The organism is Anaerococcus marasmi, from assembly GCF_900290195.1.
Taxonomy (GTDB): domain Bacteria; phylum Bacillota; class Clostridia; order Tissierellales; family Peptoniphilaceae; genus Anaerococcus; species Anaerococcus marasmi.
Genome location: NZ_OLMF01000004.1, coordinates 448,786 through 466,994, shown reverse-complemented (window position 1 = coordinate 466,994; position 18,209 = coordinate 448,786). Strand labels below are relative to the sequence as shown.

Below are 18,209 nucleotides of genomic sequence, written 5' to 3'. Positions count from 1 at the left end.
CCTAAGTAAGTCGTAAAACTGCTATTTTTTATTGGAAGGAGTCATGATGGTTCGATATGGTTGTCAGACTCCCAGCCAGTCGGTAATACTTGATTATAAAAAGACTCTTGGCCAAGAAGCTATAGATATCTATAAGAAGACTGGTTTGAGTCCTTATCCATGGCAAGAAAAGCTTATTAAAGATATTTTTGCAGTCAATGATGATGGCTTATGGACTCACTCTAAGTTTGGTTACGCAGTACCACGAAGGAATGGTAAGACCGAGATAGTCTACATGGCCGAGCTTTGGTTTTTAATGGATGGTAAAAATATCATCCATACCGCTCATAGAATTTCTACGTCACACTCATCTTTTAAGAAACTTAAAAAGTATCTTGAAAAGATGGGTATGGTTGATAAGGTTGATTTCAAATCAATTAAAGCCAAGGGACAAGAAATGATTGAGCTTATAGAAACAGGCGGAGTTATTCAGTTTAGGACCAGAACAGAGACTGGCGGTCTTGGTGAAGGCTTTGACTTACTTGTTATAGATGAGGCACAAGAATATACCAAAGGTCAAGAATCAGCTCTTAAATATACTGTTTCAGATTCTGACAATCCTATGATTCTTATGTGTGGGACTCCACCTACACTTGTATCTGGCGGTACTGTTTTTAGCAAGTACAGGGATCAGATTCTTGGCGGTGGAAAAAAACACAACGGCTGGGCAGAATGGTCTGTAGGTGAAAAGACTAATCCTTATGATGTAGATGCTTGGTATAAGACTAATCCATCTATGGGATATAAACTTAGAGAAAGGGCCATAGAAGAAGAAATAGATGATGATGATGAGCTGGATTTTAATATCCAAAGGCTTGGTTATTGGGTAAGATACAATCAAAAGTCTGCTATAAGCGAGCTAGATTGGAATAAATTAAAGCTTAAGTCTTTACCTATCTTAAAAGGCAACTTAAATGTAGGAATTAAGTATGGCAAAGATGGAGACAATGTAGCTCTAGCAGTAGGAGTTAAGACTCTATCTAGAAAAATATTTGTAGAAGTTATTGATTGCCAAAATATTAGAAATGGAAATTATTGGATAGTTGATTTTCTATCAAAAGCAAAACCTAACACTGTTGTCATTGATGGAGCTAGTGGCCAAGAAATTTTATCTGATCAGCTAAAAGATATAAAGATAAGAGACATTATTCTACCAACTGTAAGAGAAATAATCGTGGCCAACTCCATGTGGGAGCAAGGTATTTATGAAAAATCTATAGTTCATATGGACCAACCTTCATTAAGTCAAGTAGTAACTAATTGTGAGAAGAGGAATATTGGTTCATCTGGTGGCTTTGGTTATAGGAGTCAATTCGAAGATATGGATATAAGCTTAATGGATGCATGTTTGCTTGCCCATTGGGCTTGTAGAGAAGAAAGAGAAGTAATAAAACAAAAGATATATTATTGATTATTAATGCGAGTGTAAATCATTGATTGACACTTGCTTTTTTAATATAAAATTCCCGACGGGGTTACGGAGGAGAGAAAATGAGCGATTTTAAAGTTATTGATAGTCAAGAAGAGTTTGATCTAAGAATAAAAGACAGACTTCAAAGGAAAGAAGAGCAAGTAAGGAATGAACTTGATGAAGTAATTAATAATTTGAAGGCTGAAAATGAAAATCTTAAGAGCGAAAACTCTGAACTTATGACAAATATTGAGAAGGCAAAAGAAAAGGATACTGAAATCGAAAATCTTAGAGGGCAAATTCAAGGATATGAAAAGTCCGAGCTTAGAAGAAAAGTTGCTCTTGATAATAATATCCCTTATAAGCTAGCTGAAAGAATTAAAGGGGATACAGAAGAAGATATGATTAAAGATGCCAAAAGTCTATCAACATACTTTGGAGAAAGAGAAATGGTGCCACCACTTAGAAATCCTGAAGGAGATTCAGGGGAGAATAGTGCACTTAAAGACCTTTTAGATGGTCTAGATTTTGAGGATTAAGAAAGGAAATATTATGGCAGAAGTATTATCAAAAGGTAGTTTATTTAAACCAGAACTAGTAAAGGACCTAATCAATAAAGTAGAAGGAAAATCTTCTATTGCAAAATTATCACAACAAAAACCAATACCATTTAACGGAACTGAACAATTCACTTTCACTATGGATTCTGAGATTGATATAGTCGCAGAAAATGGAAAGAAAGGCCATGGAGGAATTAGTTTAGACTCTGTTAAGATTATTCCTATTAAGATTGAATATGGTGCAAGAGTATCGGATGAATTTATGTTTGCATCTGAAGAAACTAAACTAAATATCTTAGAGGCCTTCAATGAAGGATTCGCAAACAAGCTTGCAAAGGGTATAGACCTAATGGCCATCCATGGAATCAATCCAAGAACAGGCCAAGCGTCAGATATTATCGGAAATAACTGTTTTGAAAAGAAAGTAACTCAAAATGTTGATTATGTAGAAAGTGATCCAGACTTAAATGTTGAAGTTGCTGTAGGAATGGTTCAAGGTTCGGGAGGATCAGTAACAGGGCTTGCAATGGCACCTGCATTCTCATCTGCCTTAAGCCAAATGAAAGTAAACGGAGTTAAGCAATTCCCAGAACTTGCTTGGGGAGCTAATCCAGCTTCTATTAAGGGACTTAATTGTGATGTTAACCAAACTATAGCAAATGGCGGAAAAAATCGTGCTATAGTAGGGGATTTTGCTGGTAAGTTCAAATGGGGTTATGCTAAGAGAATTCCAATGGAAATAATTAAATATGGAGATCCAGACGGAACAGGCAAAGACCTTAAGAACTATAACCAAGTTTACTTAAGGGCAGAAGCTTACCTAGGCTGGGGAATTATGGTTCCTGAGCATTTTGCAATTATCAAAGCAAAGGAAGAATAGAATGAGATATATTAATACTAAAACTAGGGCTATCATTGATAGTCCTTTTGCTATTTCTGGTGGAGATTGGGCTGAATATTCTCCAGCGATTTTAGAAGCAGAAGAGAGCATAGATAAAGTAGAAATAGATAATGCTAAAAAAGAAGAAAAAATAATAGAAGCTTCATCAGATATAACAAAAAAAGAAATTATGGCCGAACTAGATGCTTTAGGTATTGAATATGACTCAAAATCTAAGAAAGAAGATCTATATAAGTTAATGATGGGAGAATAGTATGGACTACTGTACGGTAGATGATGTTATATCTTTATGGAGACAACTAAGGTCAGATGAGATAGGAAGAGTCGAAACATTAATTCCTATAGTTGTATCTTCGCTAAGAACTGAAGCCGATAACGTAGGAAAAGATATAGATATATTGGCTAAAGATAATCCAGACTATAAAAATGTTCTAAAGAGCGTAATTGTAGATGTTGTGGCCAGAACTCTTATGACATCTACTGATTCAGAACCAATGACTCAAACAAGTGAGTCAGCCCTGGGATATTCCTGGTCGGGAACTTTTCTTGTGCCTGGGGGAGGCCTTTTTATTAAGAATTCAGAATTATCAAGACTTGGTCTTAGAAGACAAAGATATGGAGTGATAGATTTTTATGGGCAAGATTAAGGGTATTAGAATCAAACTCATAGAAAAGATAGAGACAGGTCTTGATGAAATAGGAAGTCCCATCTACAGGGAGAATCCAGTATTAGTGGATAATGTCTTGGTTGCTCCTGTATCTAGTGATGACGTCATATCTTCTACTAATTTATACGGTAAAAAGGCTGTGTATGTACTTGGCATACCAAAGGGTGATATGCACAATTGGGAAGGTCAGGAAGTAGAGTTTTTTGGCCAAAGGTGGAAGACTTTTGGCAAGGCTACCCAAGGTATAGATGACCTAATCCCCCTAGAATGGAATAAGAAAGTATGGGTGGAAGCCTATGAGTAAGTTTAAATTTACGTTAAATAAGAAGGGTGTTTCAGACCTATTAAAAGGTCAAGAAATGGTTGATGTCCTAGATTCTTATGGCAAAGAGATTCAGTCAAAAGCCGGTCCTGGATATAAGAGTGACACTTATATAGGTAAGACTAGGGCTAATGCTAGTGTCAAGGCTGGTGATCGTAGGTCATATAGGGACAACCTTAAGAATAATACTTTATTGAAGTTGATAAAATGATAGAAATTAATATAAGAAAATATTTAGAAGATAAGCTAAAAGTCCCAGTCTATATGGAGCATAGAGATAGGGAAAAAGGCTCTTATATCATAATGGAAAAGCTTGGAGGTACTATGAGAGATCAGATATATAGGTCTTCATATGCTTTTCAGTCTTATGGTGATAGGATGCTTGATGTCCTTAAGCTAAATGATAGTCTAGTCCAGGCTATGCTTGTATATCCAGACTGCGGAGCCAGTAAGCTTGATTCTAATTATAATTTTACTGATACAAGTACAAAGAAGTATAGGTATCAGGCGGTATTTGATATAGTTTTTTAAGGAGAGATTATGAGCAATACAAATAATGTTACTTATGGTAAACCTATGGTAGGTGGGTCAATATTTGTTGGTCCACTAGAAAGTACTTTACCAAAGAACGCACAAGAAAATATAGATGAAGCTTTTAAGAACCTAGGCTATATATCTGAAGATGGGGTTACAAACTCTAACAGTCCTGATTCAGATAAAATTAAGGCCTGGGGTGGAGATACTGTCCTAGTAGTTTCTACTGAAAAGCCAGACACTTTTAATTTTAAGCTTATAGAGTCAATCAATGTGGATGTCTTGAAAACTGTCTACGGTGAAGAAAATGTTACTGGAGATTTAAAAACTGGTATAACTGTTAAGGCAAATGCCAAGATGGCAGAGGGTAAGGCTTATGTAATTGATATGATTCTTAAGAATAAGATTTTAAAGAGAATTGTTATACCTAATGGAGTAGTAAGCGACGTTGATGACATAGAATACAAGGATGATGATGCTGTAGGCTATGGAATCACCATAGATGCCCTACCAGATGAAGATGGCAATAATCACTATGAGTACATTTACCAAGGTGGAGGTGCGGAAGCATAATGACAAAGAAAGATTATATTGAAGGCAAAACCAAAGCTGGCTTTGCCTATAAAATTAAGTATAACAACCTAAACAATATGGAGCTTTTAGATGTTCTCGAGGAAGTAGACGAAAATCCTTTGGCTATAGCTACAGCTATAAATATGCTATTAGGAAAAGAAGGTAAGAAAGCTTTATATGATTTTGTAAGGCTAGAAGATGGGACTGTGCCAGCTGACCTGGTAACAGAGAACCTAATGGAAATATTTTCTAGTATAAAAGAAATAAAAAACTAATAGTCCTTGCCAGGATGAAAAAGCTTGATGAGGACCTACTTATTTGCGATATGGCAGAAACTTATGGTGTTTTAGACTATAGGGTTCTGCCTTTAACTTTATCAGCAAGTCTTGCTTATGGTCTGAGATCTAATTCTAGGATAAAGATGAAGATGTTCGGAATAAATTATGATATGAACCAAATGATGATGGCAGGTATGCTTGATAGACTGAGTCTTTTGGTATATGCCAAGACCAAAGATGGTCAGAAGGGCAAGAATTATCCAAAGATGTTAGTTCGAGAGTTAACAGGAAATGACGGTAAGGAGAAAGTATCAGGCTTTAAGTCTGGTGAGGACTTTATGAAAATGAGAGCAAAAATCCTTGGAGGTAAAGATGGCTAATAGTGAATTAGGAAAAGCCTATGTGCAGATAATACCATCTGCCAAGGGTATTAAAGGCATGATAGAAAAGCAGCTGGGAACCGAAGTAGCATCTGCAGGGGACAAGCTAGGAGAAAGCCTAGGTAGTAAGATAAAATCCCTAGCAATAAAGGGTATAGCTGCAGCAGGTATAGGAAAAGCTATATCAGCGAGTATCTACCAAGGTGGAGAATTGGAACAGTCTTTGGGAGGTGTTGAAACACTTTTCAAAGATTCAGCCGACAAAGTAAAGGCCTATGCCAAAGAATCTTATAAAACTACTGGTGTATCTGCAAATGAATACATGCAAAATGTTACAAGCTTTGCAGCATCCCTTGTAAGTTCCCTTGGTGGAGATACTGACAAAGCATCTAAAATAGCAAATACAGCCATGATAGACATGGGTGATAATGCTAATAAGATGGGCACTAATATGCAGGATATACAAAATGCATACCAAGGCTTTGCAAAACAGAATTATACAATGCTAGATAATTTAAAACTCGGTAGAAAATCCATAGCCGAGTATAAACCTAGTGAAAACGGTGGAACTCTAATAAAATATTAATAGACAATACCGTGTTTTATTATTGAACCTAGTACGTGGTTAGCATATAGTGCCTATATAACCATGTGGAGGTATTAAAATGATTTGGGTAAAATTGTCAAGATTTAAAAATTATTCTATTAATGAATTAGGTCAGGTAAGAAATGATAATACTGGACACCTAAAAAAGTCATATAAAAATAAAAATAATGGGTACTTTATGGTTGATTTATGGGAAGATAACAGATCTAACAAAGTTACTATTCATAGATTACTTGCAGAAACATTTATACCAAATCCTGAAAATAAGCCTACTGTAGATCACGCAGATGGAAACAGAGAAAATAATGATTTAAAAAATCTTAGATGGGCTACTTATTCTGAACAAAATTCACGTTTTAAGACAAATGGTGTTAGGAGTGAAAAAATCCTGGTAACACAATTTGAGGAATTTAGAAAGAAGCGTGGAGGTGGTCATATAGGATGGGGAAATATAATTAATAAATTATATTTTAATAGTATTTCTGAATGTGCTGACTATTTTAATTGCACTATATCTAATATATCCTTGAGGTTAGAAGATGGGAATATAGGTAGACGTGGAATTACAAGAGGGTTTTTAATAGAATATTTAAATGGCAATAGAATCAAACATAATAAAATGTAACGACTATCAAAACAGATTAAGCATCCTAATGGGTGCTTTTTTAATGGAGTAGAGTACATTCAAGTGAATGGAAGCGCTAGGATGCAAATGCATAAGATATAGTCTAATCTGTATGGTGACATACAGCAGTTAATAACGGTTATGAACTAACGAATCATAATGAATATGTACTATGTATGGTGGTACGAAAAAAGAGATGGAAAGGCTTCTTGCTGATGCTCAGAAAATAACTGGTATTAAATATGATATAAGTAATCTTGGTGATGTATACGAAGCTATTCATGTTATTCAACAAGATCTAGGAATAACAGGGACAACAGCTAAAGAAGCGGCAGAGACCTTGCAGGGATCATTTTCTGCTATGAAGGCAAGTTTTGTAGATGTACTGGGTAATCTTGCCTTGGGAGAAAATATAAAACCGAGTCTAAACAATCTAGCTGAAACTACAGAAATTTTTTTAGTTGGGAATTTTATCCCTATGCTTGCAAGAGTATTAAAAGGAATACCTGTAGTTATTGAAAATGGAATAAAAGAGTTTGGACCAATATTGATTAATGCTGGTAAAGAAATAATGAATCAATTTGGCCTATCTTTAGAAAATAATACATCTGTTTTTCAAGCTTTTTCAAACTTAAAAAATAATTTAAGTCCAGTAATTGAATCTATTAGAACTACTATTATGAAAATACCAGAATTTTTCATGTTGGCAGGTCAGTCTATTGGGCCAATAATAGATACTATTATAAATGCAATTGGAAGACTTAAATTTGATGGTATCAGAGAACTAATTGATGCATTATTGCCGGCTATAAGCTCTGGTTTTGAAAAGTTCATACAAATTGTAAAACCAGCAATTGATGGTGTAGTTGAATCGTTTGTAAATCTATGGAATAAAGCTCAACCTTTAGTATCTTTAATTTCTGAGGCTCTAACTCCTGCGTTTGATGTTTTAGGGTCTTTTTTAGGTGGAGTATTTAAAGGGGCTCTTATGGCTATTGAAGGTTTATTTGACGGTTTATCTGTTGCTATAGATTTTTTAAGTCCGTTAATAGAAGTGCTTATCAACGCATTTAAGAATCTAGAGCCAGCTATAAGTAAAATCGCTGAATGGGTAGGAACTGTCATAGGCTTATTTGGCGGTATGGGATCTGCTGGAAATGGTTTAAGTGAAATGATAAAGACAGCATGGTCTAATATTAAATCTGCCATAAGTGCTGCAGGAAATATAATTAAAACTGTTATAGAGGGGATAAAGTCTGTTTTTAGTGGTTTAGGATTTGCAGGTAATGCATTGAAAACTGCCTTATCATTAGTTTGGAATGGTATTAAAGGAATAATATCCGGAACAGGTCAAGGTATAAAGGCTATTATCGAAAGTATAAAAGGATTTTTTAAAGGGCTTGCCGAATCGGGGAATGTTCTTAAAACTGCTTTATCACAAGTCTGGAATGGTATTAAAGGAATAATATCCGGAGCAAGTCAAGGTATAAAGACTATTATTGAAAATATAAAAAGATTTTTTACAGGACTTAGCGAGGCAGGAAATAAGCTTAAAGGACTATTGTCATCAGCATGGGGAAGCATATCAAATTCAATTAAAACTAGCAAAGATGCAATAAAAATTACGATTGATTCTATAAGAGGATTTTTCACTGGTCTTAGTCAAAAAGCAGACAGTCTCTTTAAGGCTATAAGTAGTGCGTGGAAATCTATAACTACAGCAATTGAAACAGAAGCAGGCAAAGTATCAAGTCTCATTGATGGAATAAAAAAAGTATTCGATTCATTATTTAATGTCGATTTATTTGGAGCTGGATCTGCTATCATGGATGGGTTCTTAAATGGTTTAAAATCAGCTTGGCAAGGGGTTATGAACTTTGTTAGTGGAATAGGTAACTGGATAGCCCAACACAAAGGTCCAATATCTTACGATAGAAAGCTTTTAATACCAGCAGGTCTTGCTATTATGGAAGGCCTTGATGAAGGTCTAAGAGATAGTTTTAAAGATGTGAAAGATACCATATTTGACATAAATTCTGATATAGAAGATGAATTAGGTAGTGTCAACCCTAGTCCAGATTTTGATATAGGAAGCTACGATTTTAATGTTGGCAATGTAACAAATGATTTTACTAATAATGAGCCTGGAAGCTTAGGATCTGTTCCAGCTAATATTAACCTTGTTATTGCAGGTAGGGCCTTCAAAGGCTTTGTAGATGACATTACTAAACTACAAGATGCAGAGATTAATCTTGACTTACAATACTAGGAGGGAAGATGGAATATATATTAAATTTTAGCAAGTGCTGTCTTTCCTTCAATGGGAGGAATCTGGACAGAATCATAGACGGCTATAGTACTATTAATGTGGAGGGTAGGCAGATGTTTAGTCCTAGCCTTTCTTACCAAAAAGTAAGAGGCAGGGATGGGGACATAATGATAGAAGACTCCTACCCTTCAAGGGAGATAACAGTTCATTACTTGATAAAGGCAGAAAATAACCATTGGTTTTTAAAAAATATGAAGCTTTTGACCATGTATCTGCAGAGCAAGGAAGATGTAGAGTTTTCCTTTGCAGATGAACAAGGAGTGAGGTTTGGAAGGCTTTCTTCCTTTGATGACCCACCTTTTGATTCTAATGTTGGGATTGGTAAGTTTACAATACATTGCTCAGATCCTTATCTTTATAGCAAGATAAGAAAAGATACTAACCAGGTAAGGGACTTGGTCTATGATTATTATCCTGTAAAGCCAGAGTCTATAGAGATGACTCTTACAATTTCAGCTAATAAACTGGTCCTTAAAAACATATCTAGGGGCCTTAGGATAGTTCTTAATACTAATTTTAAAGCTGGTGATAAGGTGACTTTTAAAGACCGGAAAATCTATAAAAACAAAGAGAATATCCTATCTATGCTTGATTATGTAGAAAGTGATTATTTTGATTTTGATATCTATGCTAGAGATAAGATAACTTGCAATCTAGCCAACAATGTGATAATTAATTTTAGGGAGAGGGTACTATGAGCGGTATATATTTATTTGATAGAAAACAAAAATTAATAGATACAATTGAAGAAAACAGACTTATTGACCCTTACCAAGAACTAGAATTAAATTCACTAATTAGGGCAGAGTTCACCTGTAAGTATGACAAAGAAATTGAACAAGCCTATTACTTTGGCTTTAAGGATGATGATAATTTCTATCTACACAAAGTAAGAAACATTATTAAGAAAGATGGATTTCTAACAGACCAAGGTGTCCATATAATGTTTGATGAACTTAAAGGCAAGGTAGTCAGAGATTTAAGGCCACAAAATAAGACTCCAGGTTATGCTTTAGGCAAGGCCTTGGAAGGTACTGGCTGGACTTGTATTTCTCATGTTGATAACCTTGCTTCTACTAACTTCTACTATATTTCTGCCCTAGATGCTTTATACAAGGTATGTAGTGTATGGAAGGTAGAGTTTAAGCCTGTTATTAAGTTTATAGATGGAAAAATATCATCAAAAGAGATCCACCTATATCCAAGCTTAGGCAATGATTTAGGTAGGGTCTTTTCTTATGGGAATAACCTAGTATCAGTCCTAGCTGAAACTAATAAAGATGACCTTTACACTGCTTTTATAGGTAGGGGTAAGGGTGAAGAAATAGTTGATGAAAAAGGACAATCCACTGGTGGTTATGGTAGGAAGATAAAATTTACTGATATAGACTTTGTCGCAGAAAAAGATGGAGTAAAAGTCCATAGTCCAAAAGGCTTTGACTATATAGAGATAGAAGAAGCCACAAAGTTATATGGATATCCAGATGGGACTCCAAGGATTACCACTGTTGATTTTGACGATATAGAGGACAAAGAAGAGCTTGCCAAGGCAACATTTGACTTCGCCCTAGAAAATTCTAGACCAAAGGTCCAACTAAGGGCAAGTGGTCTAGAGATTGAGCAAGTCGGTCTTGGAGAGATTGTCACCATAATAGCTGATATGGATATACGATTTAAAACCAGAGTCTTTAAGATTAAGAAAAATATCTTATCTAAGACTGTAGTTAGCTTTGAATTTGGTGATAAGATAATAAAAACTACTGCGGATAGATTAAAATCTGCCCAGGTTGAGAAAAATAACGAGACAGTCCAGCAAATAGACTACATGGAGCAGGTTCTAAGAGCAATAGAGTCTACTTATTATAACGAAGACGGCTACCAATACGACCTAAAGGCAGATAATGAATATAAACTGCCAGCAGGTATCTATTCTTTTGATAGGCCAATAGATAAGAATCCTACCAAGGTGATATATCTAGGTGCTGGTAAGCTTATGATAGCTGATAGCAAAAAAGAAGATGGATCCTGGAAGTTTACTACTGCTATAAATGGTGAGTCTGTAAATGCAGATACTATAAGGACAGGTATCCTGGAAGGCGGCAGGGTCTTCTGGAATCTTAATGATGGGACCTTTAGGATAGGGGAAAGCAAAGAGAAATTCTCCATGCTATGGGATGGGGAAACTCTTAAGCTTAGGAATATAGACATAGATCTAACTAATAACCAATCAATCAAAAACTTAGAGAATGGCCAACAGTTATCGAATGTGGAAATAGAAAAGAACAAACAAGAAATTTTGATGGCCAACAAAGCTATAAACTCTAGCAAACTGGCATTGGAAGGCAAGATAAAAAGCGCTGAAGCTAGTCTAACAAAAGCAGATTCTGAATTATCAAATAAACTAGACGATAAGACAAGGCTTATAGACGAAGAAATCCTGGACCTTAAGTCAAACTTGACTATAGCAAATGGGAAAATATCAAGTAGTGTAGAATCCTTAAGTAAAAGTATAGAAGAAAATAAGAACAATATCCTTATGGGAGACAGGGATATCAGAAGCTATATCACAAATAATTATTCTACAAAAACTCAAACAGATGAGTTGATATCAAGTAAGGTTATATCATTAAAAAGTGATATTACAAATTCAGATTATAATTTAAGGAAATATGTTGATACTAATTTTTCAACTAAAATTCAAACTAAAGATTTGATATCTTCATCTGTATCTAGTTTAAATACAAGGCTAGGCAATGCTGAAACTAGAATAAGTCAAACGGCTAGTGAAATAAGTCACATTGTAAAGGAGAATGGTGTTATTTCTGCTATTAATCAATCTGCTGAAGGCTTTAAAATTAAGGCGAGTAAGGTTGATTTGACGGGGGATGTGAGTTTAGTAGGTAGCTTTGAAAGTAGAACAGCAGGCCCGGTGGCTAACAGTAGTGCTAATGGTGTCAAAATGTCAAATGGTGTTTTAGCGTTTTACGAATACTTTCAAAATGAAGAACCTGTTGGATATATTGAAGGTGATATTTTTGAGGAAGGCTATAATGGAACACGCACGTTAAATATTTGGTCTAAAAGATCGAATTATATAGCTATTTCCAATGATAGACGACCATTTTTAAGTAATTGTTATATATTGTGTAGACAGAGGAAAAACTCTAAAACTGTAGATATAGGAGGTCATTTACATGCTCCAGATATGTCCTGTTTCTCTATAAAAACTGACAACATAGAGTTATCAAGTGGGCGGGTAATTAGAGGTGAATCAGATTGCGTTATTTTTGAGAATGAAGTCTCTGGAAAGTTTGCAATAAATTATAGAGGGCAAATTTATAAAGTTTAATTCAATTTATTGATTGGAGAAAATAAGTATGAAACTAACAAATAATGAAATATGGCAAGCTAATCTTGCTTTAGGGAAAATAGGAAAGACTGATATAAACGGAAAGCTTGCCTTTAAGCTTTTTAAAATAAAGAAAAAACTGGAAGATGAAGCAATGATCATAAACGAAAGTCTTAAAGGGAAGGAGGAGAATAAAAAAGAAATAGATGAAGTGTTTAGTATAGAAAACGAAATAGATATAGAAAAAATCAAGTCATCTGAACTGGAGGAGTTAAAACTGTCAGTTGAAGATGTTTTTTATTTGGAGCCAATTATTGATTTTGAAAATTAAAAGGAGATGAAAAATGAGCGTATATGAAGAAAATAAAACAAGATATATTTTAGTTAGAAGTGGACTAGAAGATAGGGAAGATTTAGCAACTATTGATACCTATTCTGGTAACATCTACTGGAATAGTAATCTAGATGATTGTACCAAATTTGAGAAAAAAGAAGAGTGCGAAGAACTTTTAAAACTACAAGAAGGACTAAGCAATCTACTAAAGAAAGATTGGAAATTTGAAATACTTGAAGAACATAGAGCGATAAATAAGGTTGATAAGAACGCATAACCTTAAATTGAAAAATATATAGACCTTAAACATAAGAGTGTGTAATTTAACGCTCTTTTTTATTTGAGAAAGGAGGAACAATGGCTAATGTATTAAACACTTTAAACTTAATTCAAGTTAAAGGTGGAGTTAACATTAAACAGGGAGACAGTAGGTCTGAGCTTGAATATGAGCTTGGTTATAATGATAATTCAGATACTATGAATGATCCAAGTCTAGATGGCAAGGAAGCTAAGATTAGACTATATAACAAAATTAAAAATACAAAGTGGGATACTAGTAGCGTTGTTAATGGCAACAGAGTTAGCTTTACAATTGATGAACCTTTAGGAATAGGAGTATATGTAATTGACATAGAGGTTGATGGCCATGTATTTCCATCTAATAGTGAAATGTTTGTAAGAATCCATGAAGGATATCAATCCTATATGGACGGAAAAGAAGCACTTATAGCTGTAGCTACTGCAAAAAATATTGCTGATGAGGCTATACGACTTGCTGTTCTTAATAATGTTGAAAAAATTAGAGGACCAAAAGGTGATACAGGTCTAAGAGGATTAACTGGTAAAACTGGACCTCAAGGCATACCTGGTGAAGCTAGTAAGGTTATATCTAGTAAGTACGACAGTGATGGTAATACAGTTATAACATTTAATAACAATAGCCCTACAGTAACAATACAAAGAGGTAAACAAGGATTAAAAGGAGATACAGGTAATCCTGTAAACGTTGCAAGTATATCTAAATCAGGAACAACCAACACAGTTAAGTTTACTGATGGTAAGAGCATGGAGATAGAAGATGGTAAGAGTGTAAATGTATCATCTTATAGGATACTTGATGACGGGAATACAGAAATCAGTTTTACTGATGGTAAGAAAGCTATTGTTAAGAAGGGCCAAGACGGGACTGTTAAGTTTGATGAATTAACGGAAGAACAGATCAATATGCTTAAGGTAGAAGTGGTTGATGACCTTGAAACTGGTGGTAGTGATAAGGCTTTGTCGGCGGAACAAGGGAAGAAGTTATTTAAACTTATAGAAAGACACCATCCACCTAAACCACTTATAATGACTGCTGTGATCGATCAATATAACTCTAATCCTTTAACCTGTATCACTTATGAAGATGATGCAAAGATGATGGAAAAGGGTAGTTCTGAATGGGATGATTTTTTCCAAAGTCAGTTGGTCTTGTTTAAGGATGGTGAGGAAGTAAGAGAACTTGAAGATAATGAACTTAATGATTTAAAGCCTGAAGATGGAGATGTTATGGTACGTTTCCCAAGAAAAGGGCTTAGGATAAAGACTGTTGGTGATAGAGTTTATGTGTCTATGACAAATAAGGCTGATGATCCTAACTTTAAATATTACGCTCACTCTAGGGGTGATAGTCCAAGAGATGCTTTCTATCTAGGTGCTTATTTAGGATTTAACGAAAATGGTAAGTTAAGGTCGATCACTGGCAAAGTTCCTAAAGGAAGTGAAACTATAGGTAATTTTAGAACTATAGCGCAAGCTAATGGAACAGGATATGAACAATTAGCTTTTTATCAACGGACTTTCTTACAAGCTGTGTATGTGCTGAAATATGGAAATCTTGACTCACAAACTGCTCTCGGTAAGGGTAATACGTCTGGAAATAATTATGATAAAGTGACTGGTGAAACTAACGGAAAAGGTATTGATTTTGGCACAACAAGCACAAGTACAAAAGTGAGGTTTCAATGGGTTGAAGACTTTTTTGGTACAAAAGGTCAATGGTGCGATGGATTTAAAACAGAAAACGGAAAAATATGGACAGGAACTGATAAATTTAATGATGATAAAACTAATTATCAGGGATATGAAATATTTAATCAACCTGGTTCTTATTCTACAAAGGTTATTGGAAATACAGAGCAGGGTTTTGTGATTAAAGATGGAGGAGGAAGCTCATCCATCCATTATAGCGATTATCAATATGTAAGTTCATCCAGCAACACTATTGCCTATGTGGGTGGTGGCGCGGGTAGTGGTGCTGATGCGGGTGCTTTCTATTTCTTTGCGGGTTATTCTGCCTCTTATTCTAGTTCGATTATCGGCGCTCGCTTGATGTTCCTTTAGATGATAAGGAGGTTTAGATGAAAAAATCAAAAGATGTAATAGGGTCTAAAGAATCTAGTAAAAAACTTATTATTGGTAAGGATACTGTGTATATCCATACTAACATTAGACCTTATGTAGACAAGAATGATAAGAAAAAAGAAAAATCTGAACTTTACATTTATGATGAAGTGCAGATGAGTTTACATGAGTATTTAGAGGCAAAACAGCAGGAGATAGACCTTATAGGTAAATCTCAAAGCTCTACTGAAGATCTATTGCAAGAAATTATACTTAAAGTTTATAGCGAATGAAAGGAGGTGAGATGATGACGGTAATAGAATTTTTATGCTACAGAATTACATGTGGTGCATTAACTTTTAAGAAAGTACCTATATCACTTAAGGCAGAAGTTAAGACCATGCTTGAAGAAATGGGTGTCGGATATTTAGCTGAATAAGTGAAAGTATCTAGTGCCTTACTAAATTTTAGATAGGCAGAAAGAAGATGGATATGTAGGGAAGGAGGTAACTCCATGAATGTTTTAGTAGATACTTTATATAAAATAGGAATAGACAGGGGAATAAGTTTTGTTATCTCTATAGTAGTTATAGCAGCTCTTTTTGTAGGGCTAATAAACTTCAATAATAATTGGAAGAACCAAAAGACCTGGGAAAGAGAAAGAGCTATTAGAAAAGACGATTTAGAAGAGAAAAGATTGAAAGAAGCAGTTGAACTAAATAAGTATCTAGCAACAGTATTGGCCAGTACTGACTTAAGTATCAAAACCTACAGTACTCAGCTAGAAGAACATAGTAAAACTGCTGAAGCAGATTTTGAAAACATAGACAAGAGATTTGATAAGCTAGATACTCAACTAGATGTACTAAAAGACCACTCGGAAACTCTGGCAACAAAAGAGATGGTAGATGAAGTTGGGAAAAATGTAAAAATAATAAGAGAGTCATTGAAAAATGAACCTAAAGAGCAGTTACAATCGTAGCTGCTTTTTAAGACTATAAAAGGAGGAATTTATGGGAAGTGTAAAAGCAATGATTGACTATGCAAAGAGTAGATGGCATGTGCCTGAATATGTAATGGGCGGAGGAAGAATAGGAAAAGAAGCAAGCTATAACAGTGCTACTGATGATTGCTCATCTTTTCAATATAAGTGTCTTAAGAAGGGTGGATTTATACCTGAGACAATGTGGAATGGATCAACAGAAGACCTTTTTAGACTAGCAAGAGAAGGTAAGTATCTTAAAGAAATATCTTACGATGAAGTAAGAGAGGGTGATATCTTTATAAAAGGTGTAGAAGGCGGAAGCGGTGGAGAGTATGGCCATACTGGTATTTTCCTAAGAAAAGGAGAAATCATCCACTGTAACGCTGGACTTAACTGGACAGTAACAACTAATAATGAGAATGAGGGATACTGGTACTACCTAGATGATTCATATTATCCTGTAAGATACTTTAGACCAATAGGAGCTATAGAAGAATCTAAGCCTAAAAAGAAAAACACTCCATCTACTAAATGGCACAAGGTTAAAGATGAAGATTGGCATGGATTGACTACTACTGTATGTAATATACGTGCATATCCAAGTACAGATGCACCAATTGTGGCGCAGTACGGAGCTTGGGAAAATATCTACTATGATTCAGTATATGAAGAAAACGGATGTAGATGGATCTCATATATAGGAAATGATTCAGGTAAAAGACGCTACGTTGCTTATAGATATACTAGTGGAGATACTACTCCATGGATACTTTTTTAGCTTGACAAATGATACTATATATGGTACTATAATAACAGGAGGTGAAAAGTATTTGACTAAAAAAGATAAGCTTATCAAGAAGATGAAGACCAGCCCCAATAACATTAGTCCGGACGAAATTGAAAAAGTGTTAGAATGGGAAGGATTTGAAAGAAGAAAATCCAACGCCGGTAGTCATCAAGTTTTCAAAAGAAAGTCAGACGGTAAAGTTTTTAACTTGGTTTTAGCTAGAAACCCAGTAAGGAAATATCAAGTTGAAGACCTACTGAATATACTAGATGGGGAGGATTAGCTCCCCTAAAACTAGTCAAATACACTTTTATGAAAGAGTTAAACTATTATTTATCTTTACCATGGAATGTAAAAATTCATAAAGTTAAAGATGAGGATGGCGATTATTACTTTGGGCAAGTTCAAGAAATACCTGAAGTAAGGGCAGATGGAGATACCCTTGAAGAATGCTACAATTTAGTAATGGAAATGCTAGCAAGCAACTTGGAAGTAATGATTGAAGATAAAGAAAAAATTCCAGAACCAGTTGATAAGACATATTCAGGCAAATTTAATTTAAGATTGCCTAAATCATTGCATAAAAAACTTGCGGAAGAAGCAGAGCATGAGGGGATTTCGTTAAATCAATTAGCTTTATATAAATTAAGCATGTAAGAATTAAGCGATTACGTTTGTAGTCGCTTTTTTAGTACAGAAATTGAGGAGAAAAAAATGATTTTTAAAAATAATAAAGTCTATGATGTTTTAAAAACTATATCTTTAGTAGCGATACCAGTAAGTACTTTTATAGTTGCGATCCTAGGGACGTACAACTATGGAAATGTTGAAAGGGTTACTGCGGTACTAGCAGCAGTTAATACTTTATTAGGAGCCCTAGTTAAGATATCTAGTGAAGCATATAATAAAGAAAAATAATATCACCTTAAGATTTTAAATAATAACAGGAAGATTTTTGCAAATAAAAAGGAGGAGTGAAATTCTCCTCTTTTTTATTACCCACATATTGCCCACATTGATTTTCAAAAGGTTGAAATATGAAGGTTTGTATTAAATTCTTGGTGCACCATCAGAGACTCGAACTCTGGACACCCTGATTAAGAGTCAGGTGCTCTACCAACTGAGCTAATGGTGCGTATCAACTA

Annotated in this window: 26 protein-coding genes and 1 tRNA gene; 26 read left to right on the top strand and 1 reads right to left on the bottom strand. The window is 34.8% G+C overall.

Translation table 11 applies throughout. The annotated features are described in order from the left end of the window. Nucleotides 1-46 precede the first annotated feature (46 nt). From C7D97_RS02495 to C7D97_RS02375, 26 genes are all read left to right on the top strand, one after another. Nucleotides 47-1,450: a DEAD/DEAH box helicase family protein gene (locus tag C7D97_RS02495; protein WP_105300553.1), complete on the top strand. Its 1,404-nt coding sequence runs from the start codon at nt 47-49 to the stop codon at nt 1,448-1,450. Nucleotides 1,451-1,530: 80 nt separating this feature from the next. Beyond that, nucleotides 1,531-1,989 (top strand): hypothetical protein, encoded by a 459-nt coding sequence (locus tag C7D97_RS02490; RefSeq protein WP_105300552.1) that lies wholly within the window; start codon nt 1,531-1,533, stop codon nt 1,987-1,989. A 13-nt stretch (nt 1,990-2,002) separates the two neighbouring features. Then, on the top strand, nt 2,003-2,890 hold the full coding sequence (locus tag C7D97_RS02485; RefSeq protein ID WP_105300551.1) for a phage major capsid family protein: 888 nt from the start codon (nt 2,003-2,005) through the stop codon (nt 2,888-2,890). Between the two features lies 1 nt (nt 2,891). Next, entirely contained in the window at nt 2,892-3,164 is a 273-nt protein-coding gene (locus C7D97_RS02480) for a hypothetical protein (protein WP_105300550.1), read from the top strand. Nucleotide 3,165: 1 nt separating this feature from the next. Then, nucleotides 3,166-3,558 (top strand): phage Gp19/Gp15/Gp42 family protein, encoded by a 393-nt coding sequence (locus C7D97_RS02475; RefSeq protein ID WP_105300549.1) that lies wholly within the window; start codon nt 3,166-3,168, stop codon nt 3,556-3,558. Further along, entirely contained in the window at nt 3,545-3,883 is a 339-nt protein-coding gene (locus C7D97_RS02470; protein WP_105300548.1) for a hypothetical protein, read from the top strand. The genes C7D97_RS02475 and C7D97_RS02470 overlap by 14 nt, the downstream gene beginning before the upstream one ends. Next, complete coding sequence (locus C7D97_RS02465) at nt 3,876-4,112, top strand: hypothetical protein (RefSeq protein ID WP_105300547.1); 237 nt, start codon at nt 3,876-3,878, stop codon at nt 4,110-4,112. The genes C7D97_RS02470 and C7D97_RS02465 overlap by 8 nt, the downstream gene beginning before the upstream one ends. Continuing rightward, a complete protein-coding gene (locus tag C7D97_RS02460) occupies nt 4,109-4,432 on the top strand; it encodes a hypothetical protein (RefSeq protein ID WP_105300546.1) in 324 nt (107 codons plus the stop codon). The genes C7D97_RS02465 and C7D97_RS02460 overlap by 4 nt, the downstream gene beginning before the upstream one ends. A 9-nt stretch (nt 4,433-4,441) precedes the next feature. Continuing rightward, nucleotides 4,442-5,008: a phage tail tube protein gene (locus C7D97_RS02455; protein WP_105300545.1), complete on the top strand. Its 567-nt coding sequence runs from the start codon at nt 4,442-4,444 to the stop codon at nt 5,006-5,008. Then, nucleotides 5,008-5,283, top strand: coding sequence for a hypothetical protein (locus C7D97_RS02450; RefSeq protein ID WP_105300544.1), 276 nt, complete (start codon nt 5,008-5,010; stop codon nt 5,281-5,283). The genes C7D97_RS02455 and C7D97_RS02450 overlap by 1 nt, the downstream gene beginning before the upstream one ends. Before the next feature lie 14 nt (nt 5,284-5,297). Then, entirely contained in the window at nt 5,298-5,666 is a 369-nt protein-coding gene (locus C7D97_RS02445) for a DUF5361 domain-containing protein (RefSeq protein WP_105300543.1), read from the top strand. Further along, nucleotides 5,659-6,252, top strand: coding sequence for a hypothetical protein (locus C7D97_RS02440; RefSeq protein ID WP_105300542.1), 594 nt, complete (start codon nt 5,659-5,661; stop codon nt 6,250-6,252). The genes C7D97_RS02445 and C7D97_RS02440 overlap by 8 nt, the downstream gene beginning before the upstream one ends. Before the next feature lie 79 nt (nt 6,253-6,331). After that, the gene (locus C7D97_RS02435; protein WP_105300541.1) at nt 6,332-6,898 is read left to right on the top strand and encodes an HNH endonuclease; all 567 of its coding nucleotides are present in this window, start codon (nt 6,332-6,334) and stop codon (nt 6,896-6,898) included. A 196-nt stretch (nt 6,899-7,094) separates the two neighbouring features. Next, nucleotides 7,095-9,167: a phage tail protein gene (locus tag C7D97_RS02430; protein WP_105300540.1), complete on the top strand. Its 2,073-nt coding sequence runs from the start codon at nt 7,095-7,097 to the stop codon at nt 9,165-9,167. 8 nt (nt 9,168-9,175) lie between these two features. Further along, nucleotides 9,176-9,925: a distal tail protein Dit gene (locus C7D97_RS02425; protein WP_105300539.1), complete on the top strand. Its 750-nt coding sequence runs from the start codon at nt 9,176-9,178 to the stop codon at nt 9,923-9,925. Further along, entirely contained in the window at nt 9,922-12,576 is a 2,655-nt protein-coding gene (locus C7D97_RS02420) for a phage tail spike protein (protein ID WP_105300538.1), read from the top strand. Before C7D97_RS02425 ends, C7D97_RS02420 begins: the two co-directional genes overlap by 4 nt. 28 nt (nt 12,577-12,604) lie before the next feature. Next, a complete protein-coding gene (locus C7D97_RS02415) occupies nt 12,605-12,907 on the top strand; it encodes a hypothetical protein (protein WP_105300537.1) in 303 nt (100 codons plus the stop codon). A 13-nt stretch (nt 12,908-12,920) separates the two neighbouring features. Then, a complete protein-coding gene (locus tag C7D97_RS02410) occupies nt 12,921-13,187 on the top strand; it encodes a hypothetical protein (RefSeq protein ID WP_105300536.1) in 267 nt (88 codons plus the stop codon). An 80-nt stretch (nt 13,188-13,267) separates the two neighbouring features. After that, entirely contained in the window at nt 13,268-15,292 is a 2,025-nt protein-coding gene (locus C7D97_RS02405; RefSeq protein WP_105300535.1) for a hypothetical protein, read from the top strand. Between the two features lie 17 nt (nt 15,293-15,309). Further along, on the top strand, nt 15,310-15,585 hold the full coding sequence (locus C7D97_RS02400; protein WP_105300534.1) for a hypothetical protein: 276 nt from the start codon (nt 15,310-15,312) through the stop codon (nt 15,583-15,585). Between the two features lie 11 nt (nt 15,586-15,596). Next, nucleotides 15,597-15,731 carry a hypothetical protein gene (locus C7D97_RS10750; protein WP_275886691.1) on the top strand — a complete coding sequence of 45 codons (135 nt, stop codon included), beginning with the start codon at nt 15,597-15,599 and terminating at the stop codon, nt 15,729-15,731. Between the two features lie 75 nt (nt 15,732-15,806). Continuing rightward, nucleotides 15,807-16,274, top strand: coding sequence for a hypothetical protein (locus tag C7D97_RS02395; protein WP_105300533.1), 468 nt, complete (start codon nt 15,807-15,809; stop codon nt 16,272-16,274). Nucleotides 16,275-16,305: 31 nt separating this feature from the next. Continuing rightward, complete coding sequence (locus C7D97_RS02390; protein WP_105300532.1) at nt 16,306-17,055, top strand: peptidoglycan amidohydrolase family protein; 750 nt, start codon at nt 16,306-16,308, stop codon at nt 17,053-17,055. Nucleotides 17,056-17,107: 52 nt separating this feature from the next. Further along, entirely contained in the window at nt 17,108-17,347 is a 240-nt protein-coding gene (locus tag C7D97_RS02385; RefSeq protein WP_158679103.1) for a hypothetical protein, read from the top strand. A gap of 29 nt (nt 17,348-17,376) precedes the next feature. Continuing rightward, complete coding sequence (locus C7D97_RS02380) at nt 17,377-17,721, top strand: type II toxin-antitoxin system HicB family antitoxin (protein WP_105300530.1); 345 nt, start codon at nt 17,377-17,379, stop codon at nt 17,719-17,721. 57 nt (nt 17,722-17,778) lie between these two features. Then, complete coding sequence (locus C7D97_RS02375) at nt 17,779-17,982, top strand: phage holin (RefSeq protein WP_105300529.1); 204 nt, start codon at nt 17,779-17,781, stop codon at nt 17,980-17,982. A 141-nt stretch (nt 17,983-18,123) separates the two neighbouring features. Here the strand turns inward: C7D97_RS02375 and C7D97_RS02370 are convergent. After that, nucleotides 18,124-18,199, bottom strand: a tRNA-Lys gene (locus C7D97_RS02370). Nucleotides 18,200-18,209 lie beyond the last annotated feature (10 nt).

What these genes read in the sequence shown, in the direction of transcription:
- C7D97_RS02495 (WP_105300553.1), top strand. Translation starts at nt 47, where the DNA reads ATGGTTCGATATGGTTGTCAGACTCCCAGCCAGTCGGTAATACTTGAT.
- C7D97_RS02490 (WP_105300552.1), top strand. Translation starts at nt 1,531, where the DNA reads ATGAGCGATTTTAAAGTTATTGATAGTCAAGAAGAGTTTGATCTAAGA.
- C7D97_RS02485 (WP_105300551.1), top strand. Translation starts at nt 2,003, where the DNA reads ATGGCAGAAGTATTATCAAAAGGTAGTTTATTTAAACCAGAACTAGTA.
- C7D97_RS02480 (WP_105300550.1), top strand. Translation starts at nt 2,892, where the DNA reads ATGAGATATATTAATACTAAAACTAGGGCTATCATTGATAGTCCTTTT.
- C7D97_RS02475 (WP_105300549.1), top strand. Translation starts at nt 3,166, where the DNA reads ATGGACTACTGTACGGTAGATGATGTTATATCTTTATGGAGACAACTA.
- C7D97_RS02470 (WP_105300548.1), top strand. Translation starts at nt 3,545, where the DNA reads ATGGGCAAGATTAAGGGTATTAGAATCAAACTCATAGAAAAGATAGAG.
- C7D97_RS02465 (WP_105300547.1), top strand. Translation starts at nt 3,876, where the DNA reads ATGAGTAAGTTTAAATTTACGTTAAATAAGAAGGGTGTTTCAGACCTA.
- C7D97_RS02460 (WP_105300546.1), top strand. Translation starts at nt 4,109, where the DNA reads ATGATAGAAATTAATATAAGAAAATATTTAGAAGATAAGCTAAAAGTC.
- C7D97_RS02455 (WP_105300545.1), top strand. Translation starts at nt 4,442, where the DNA reads ATGAGCAATACAAATAATGTTACTTATGGTAAACCTATGGTAGGTGGG.
- C7D97_RS02450 (WP_105300544.1), top strand. Translation starts at nt 5,008, where the DNA reads ATGACAAAGAAAGATTATATTGAAGGCAAAACCAAAGCTGGCTTTGCC.
- C7D97_RS02445 (WP_105300543.1), top strand. Translation starts at nt 5,298, where the DNA reads ATGAAAAAGCTTGATGAGGACCTACTTATTTGCGATATGGCAGAAACT.
- C7D97_RS02440 (WP_105300542.1), top strand. Translation starts at nt 5,659, where the DNA reads ATGGCTAATAGTGAATTAGGAAAAGCCTATGTGCAGATAATACCATCT.
- C7D97_RS02435 (WP_105300541.1), top strand. Translation starts at nt 6,332, where the DNA reads ATGATTTGGGTAAAATTGTCAAGATTTAAAAATTATTCTATTAATGAA.
- C7D97_RS02430 (WP_105300540.1), top strand. Translation starts at nt 7,095, where the DNA reads ATGGAAAGGCTTCTTGCTGATGCTCAGAAAATAACTGGTATTAAATAT.
- C7D97_RS02425 (WP_105300539.1), top strand. Translation starts at nt 9,176, where the DNA reads ATGGAATATATATTAAATTTTAGCAAGTGCTGTCTTTCCTTCAATGGG.
- C7D97_RS02420 (WP_105300538.1), top strand. Translation starts at nt 9,922, where the DNA reads ATGAGCGGTATATATTTATTTGATAGAAAACAAAAATTAATAGATACA.
- C7D97_RS02415 (WP_105300537.1), top strand. Translation starts at nt 12,605, where the DNA reads ATGAAACTAACAAATAATGAAATATGGCAAGCTAATCTTGCTTTAGGG.
- C7D97_RS02410 (WP_105300536.1), top strand. Translation starts at nt 12,921, where the DNA reads ATGAGCGTATATGAAGAAAATAAAACAAGATATATTTTAGTTAGAAGT.
- C7D97_RS02405 (WP_105300535.1), top strand. Translation starts at nt 13,268, where the DNA reads ATGGCTAATGTATTAAACACTTTAAACTTAATTCAAGTTAAAGGTGGA.
- C7D97_RS02400 (WP_105300534.1), top strand. Translation starts at nt 15,310, where the DNA reads ATGAAAAAATCAAAAGATGTAATAGGGTCTAAAGAATCTAGTAAAAAA.
- C7D97_RS10750 (WP_275886691.1), top strand. Translation starts at nt 15,597, where the DNA reads ATGATGACGGTAATAGAATTTTTATGCTACAGAATTACATGTGGTGCA.
- C7D97_RS02395 (WP_105300533.1), top strand. Translation starts at nt 15,807, where the DNA reads ATGAATGTTTTAGTAGATACTTTATATAAAATAGGAATAGACAGGGGA.
- C7D97_RS02390 (WP_105300532.1), top strand. Translation starts at nt 16,306, where the DNA reads ATGGGAAGTGTAAAAGCAATGATTGACTATGCAAAGAGTAGATGGCAT.
- C7D97_RS02380 (WP_105300530.1), top strand. Translation starts at nt 17,377, where the DNA reads ATGAAAGAGTTAAACTATTATTTATCTTTACCATGGAATGTAAAAATT.
- C7D97_RS02375 (WP_105300529.1), top strand. Translation starts at nt 17,779, where the DNA reads ATGATTTTTAAAAATAATAAAGTCTATGATGTTTTAAAAACTATATCT.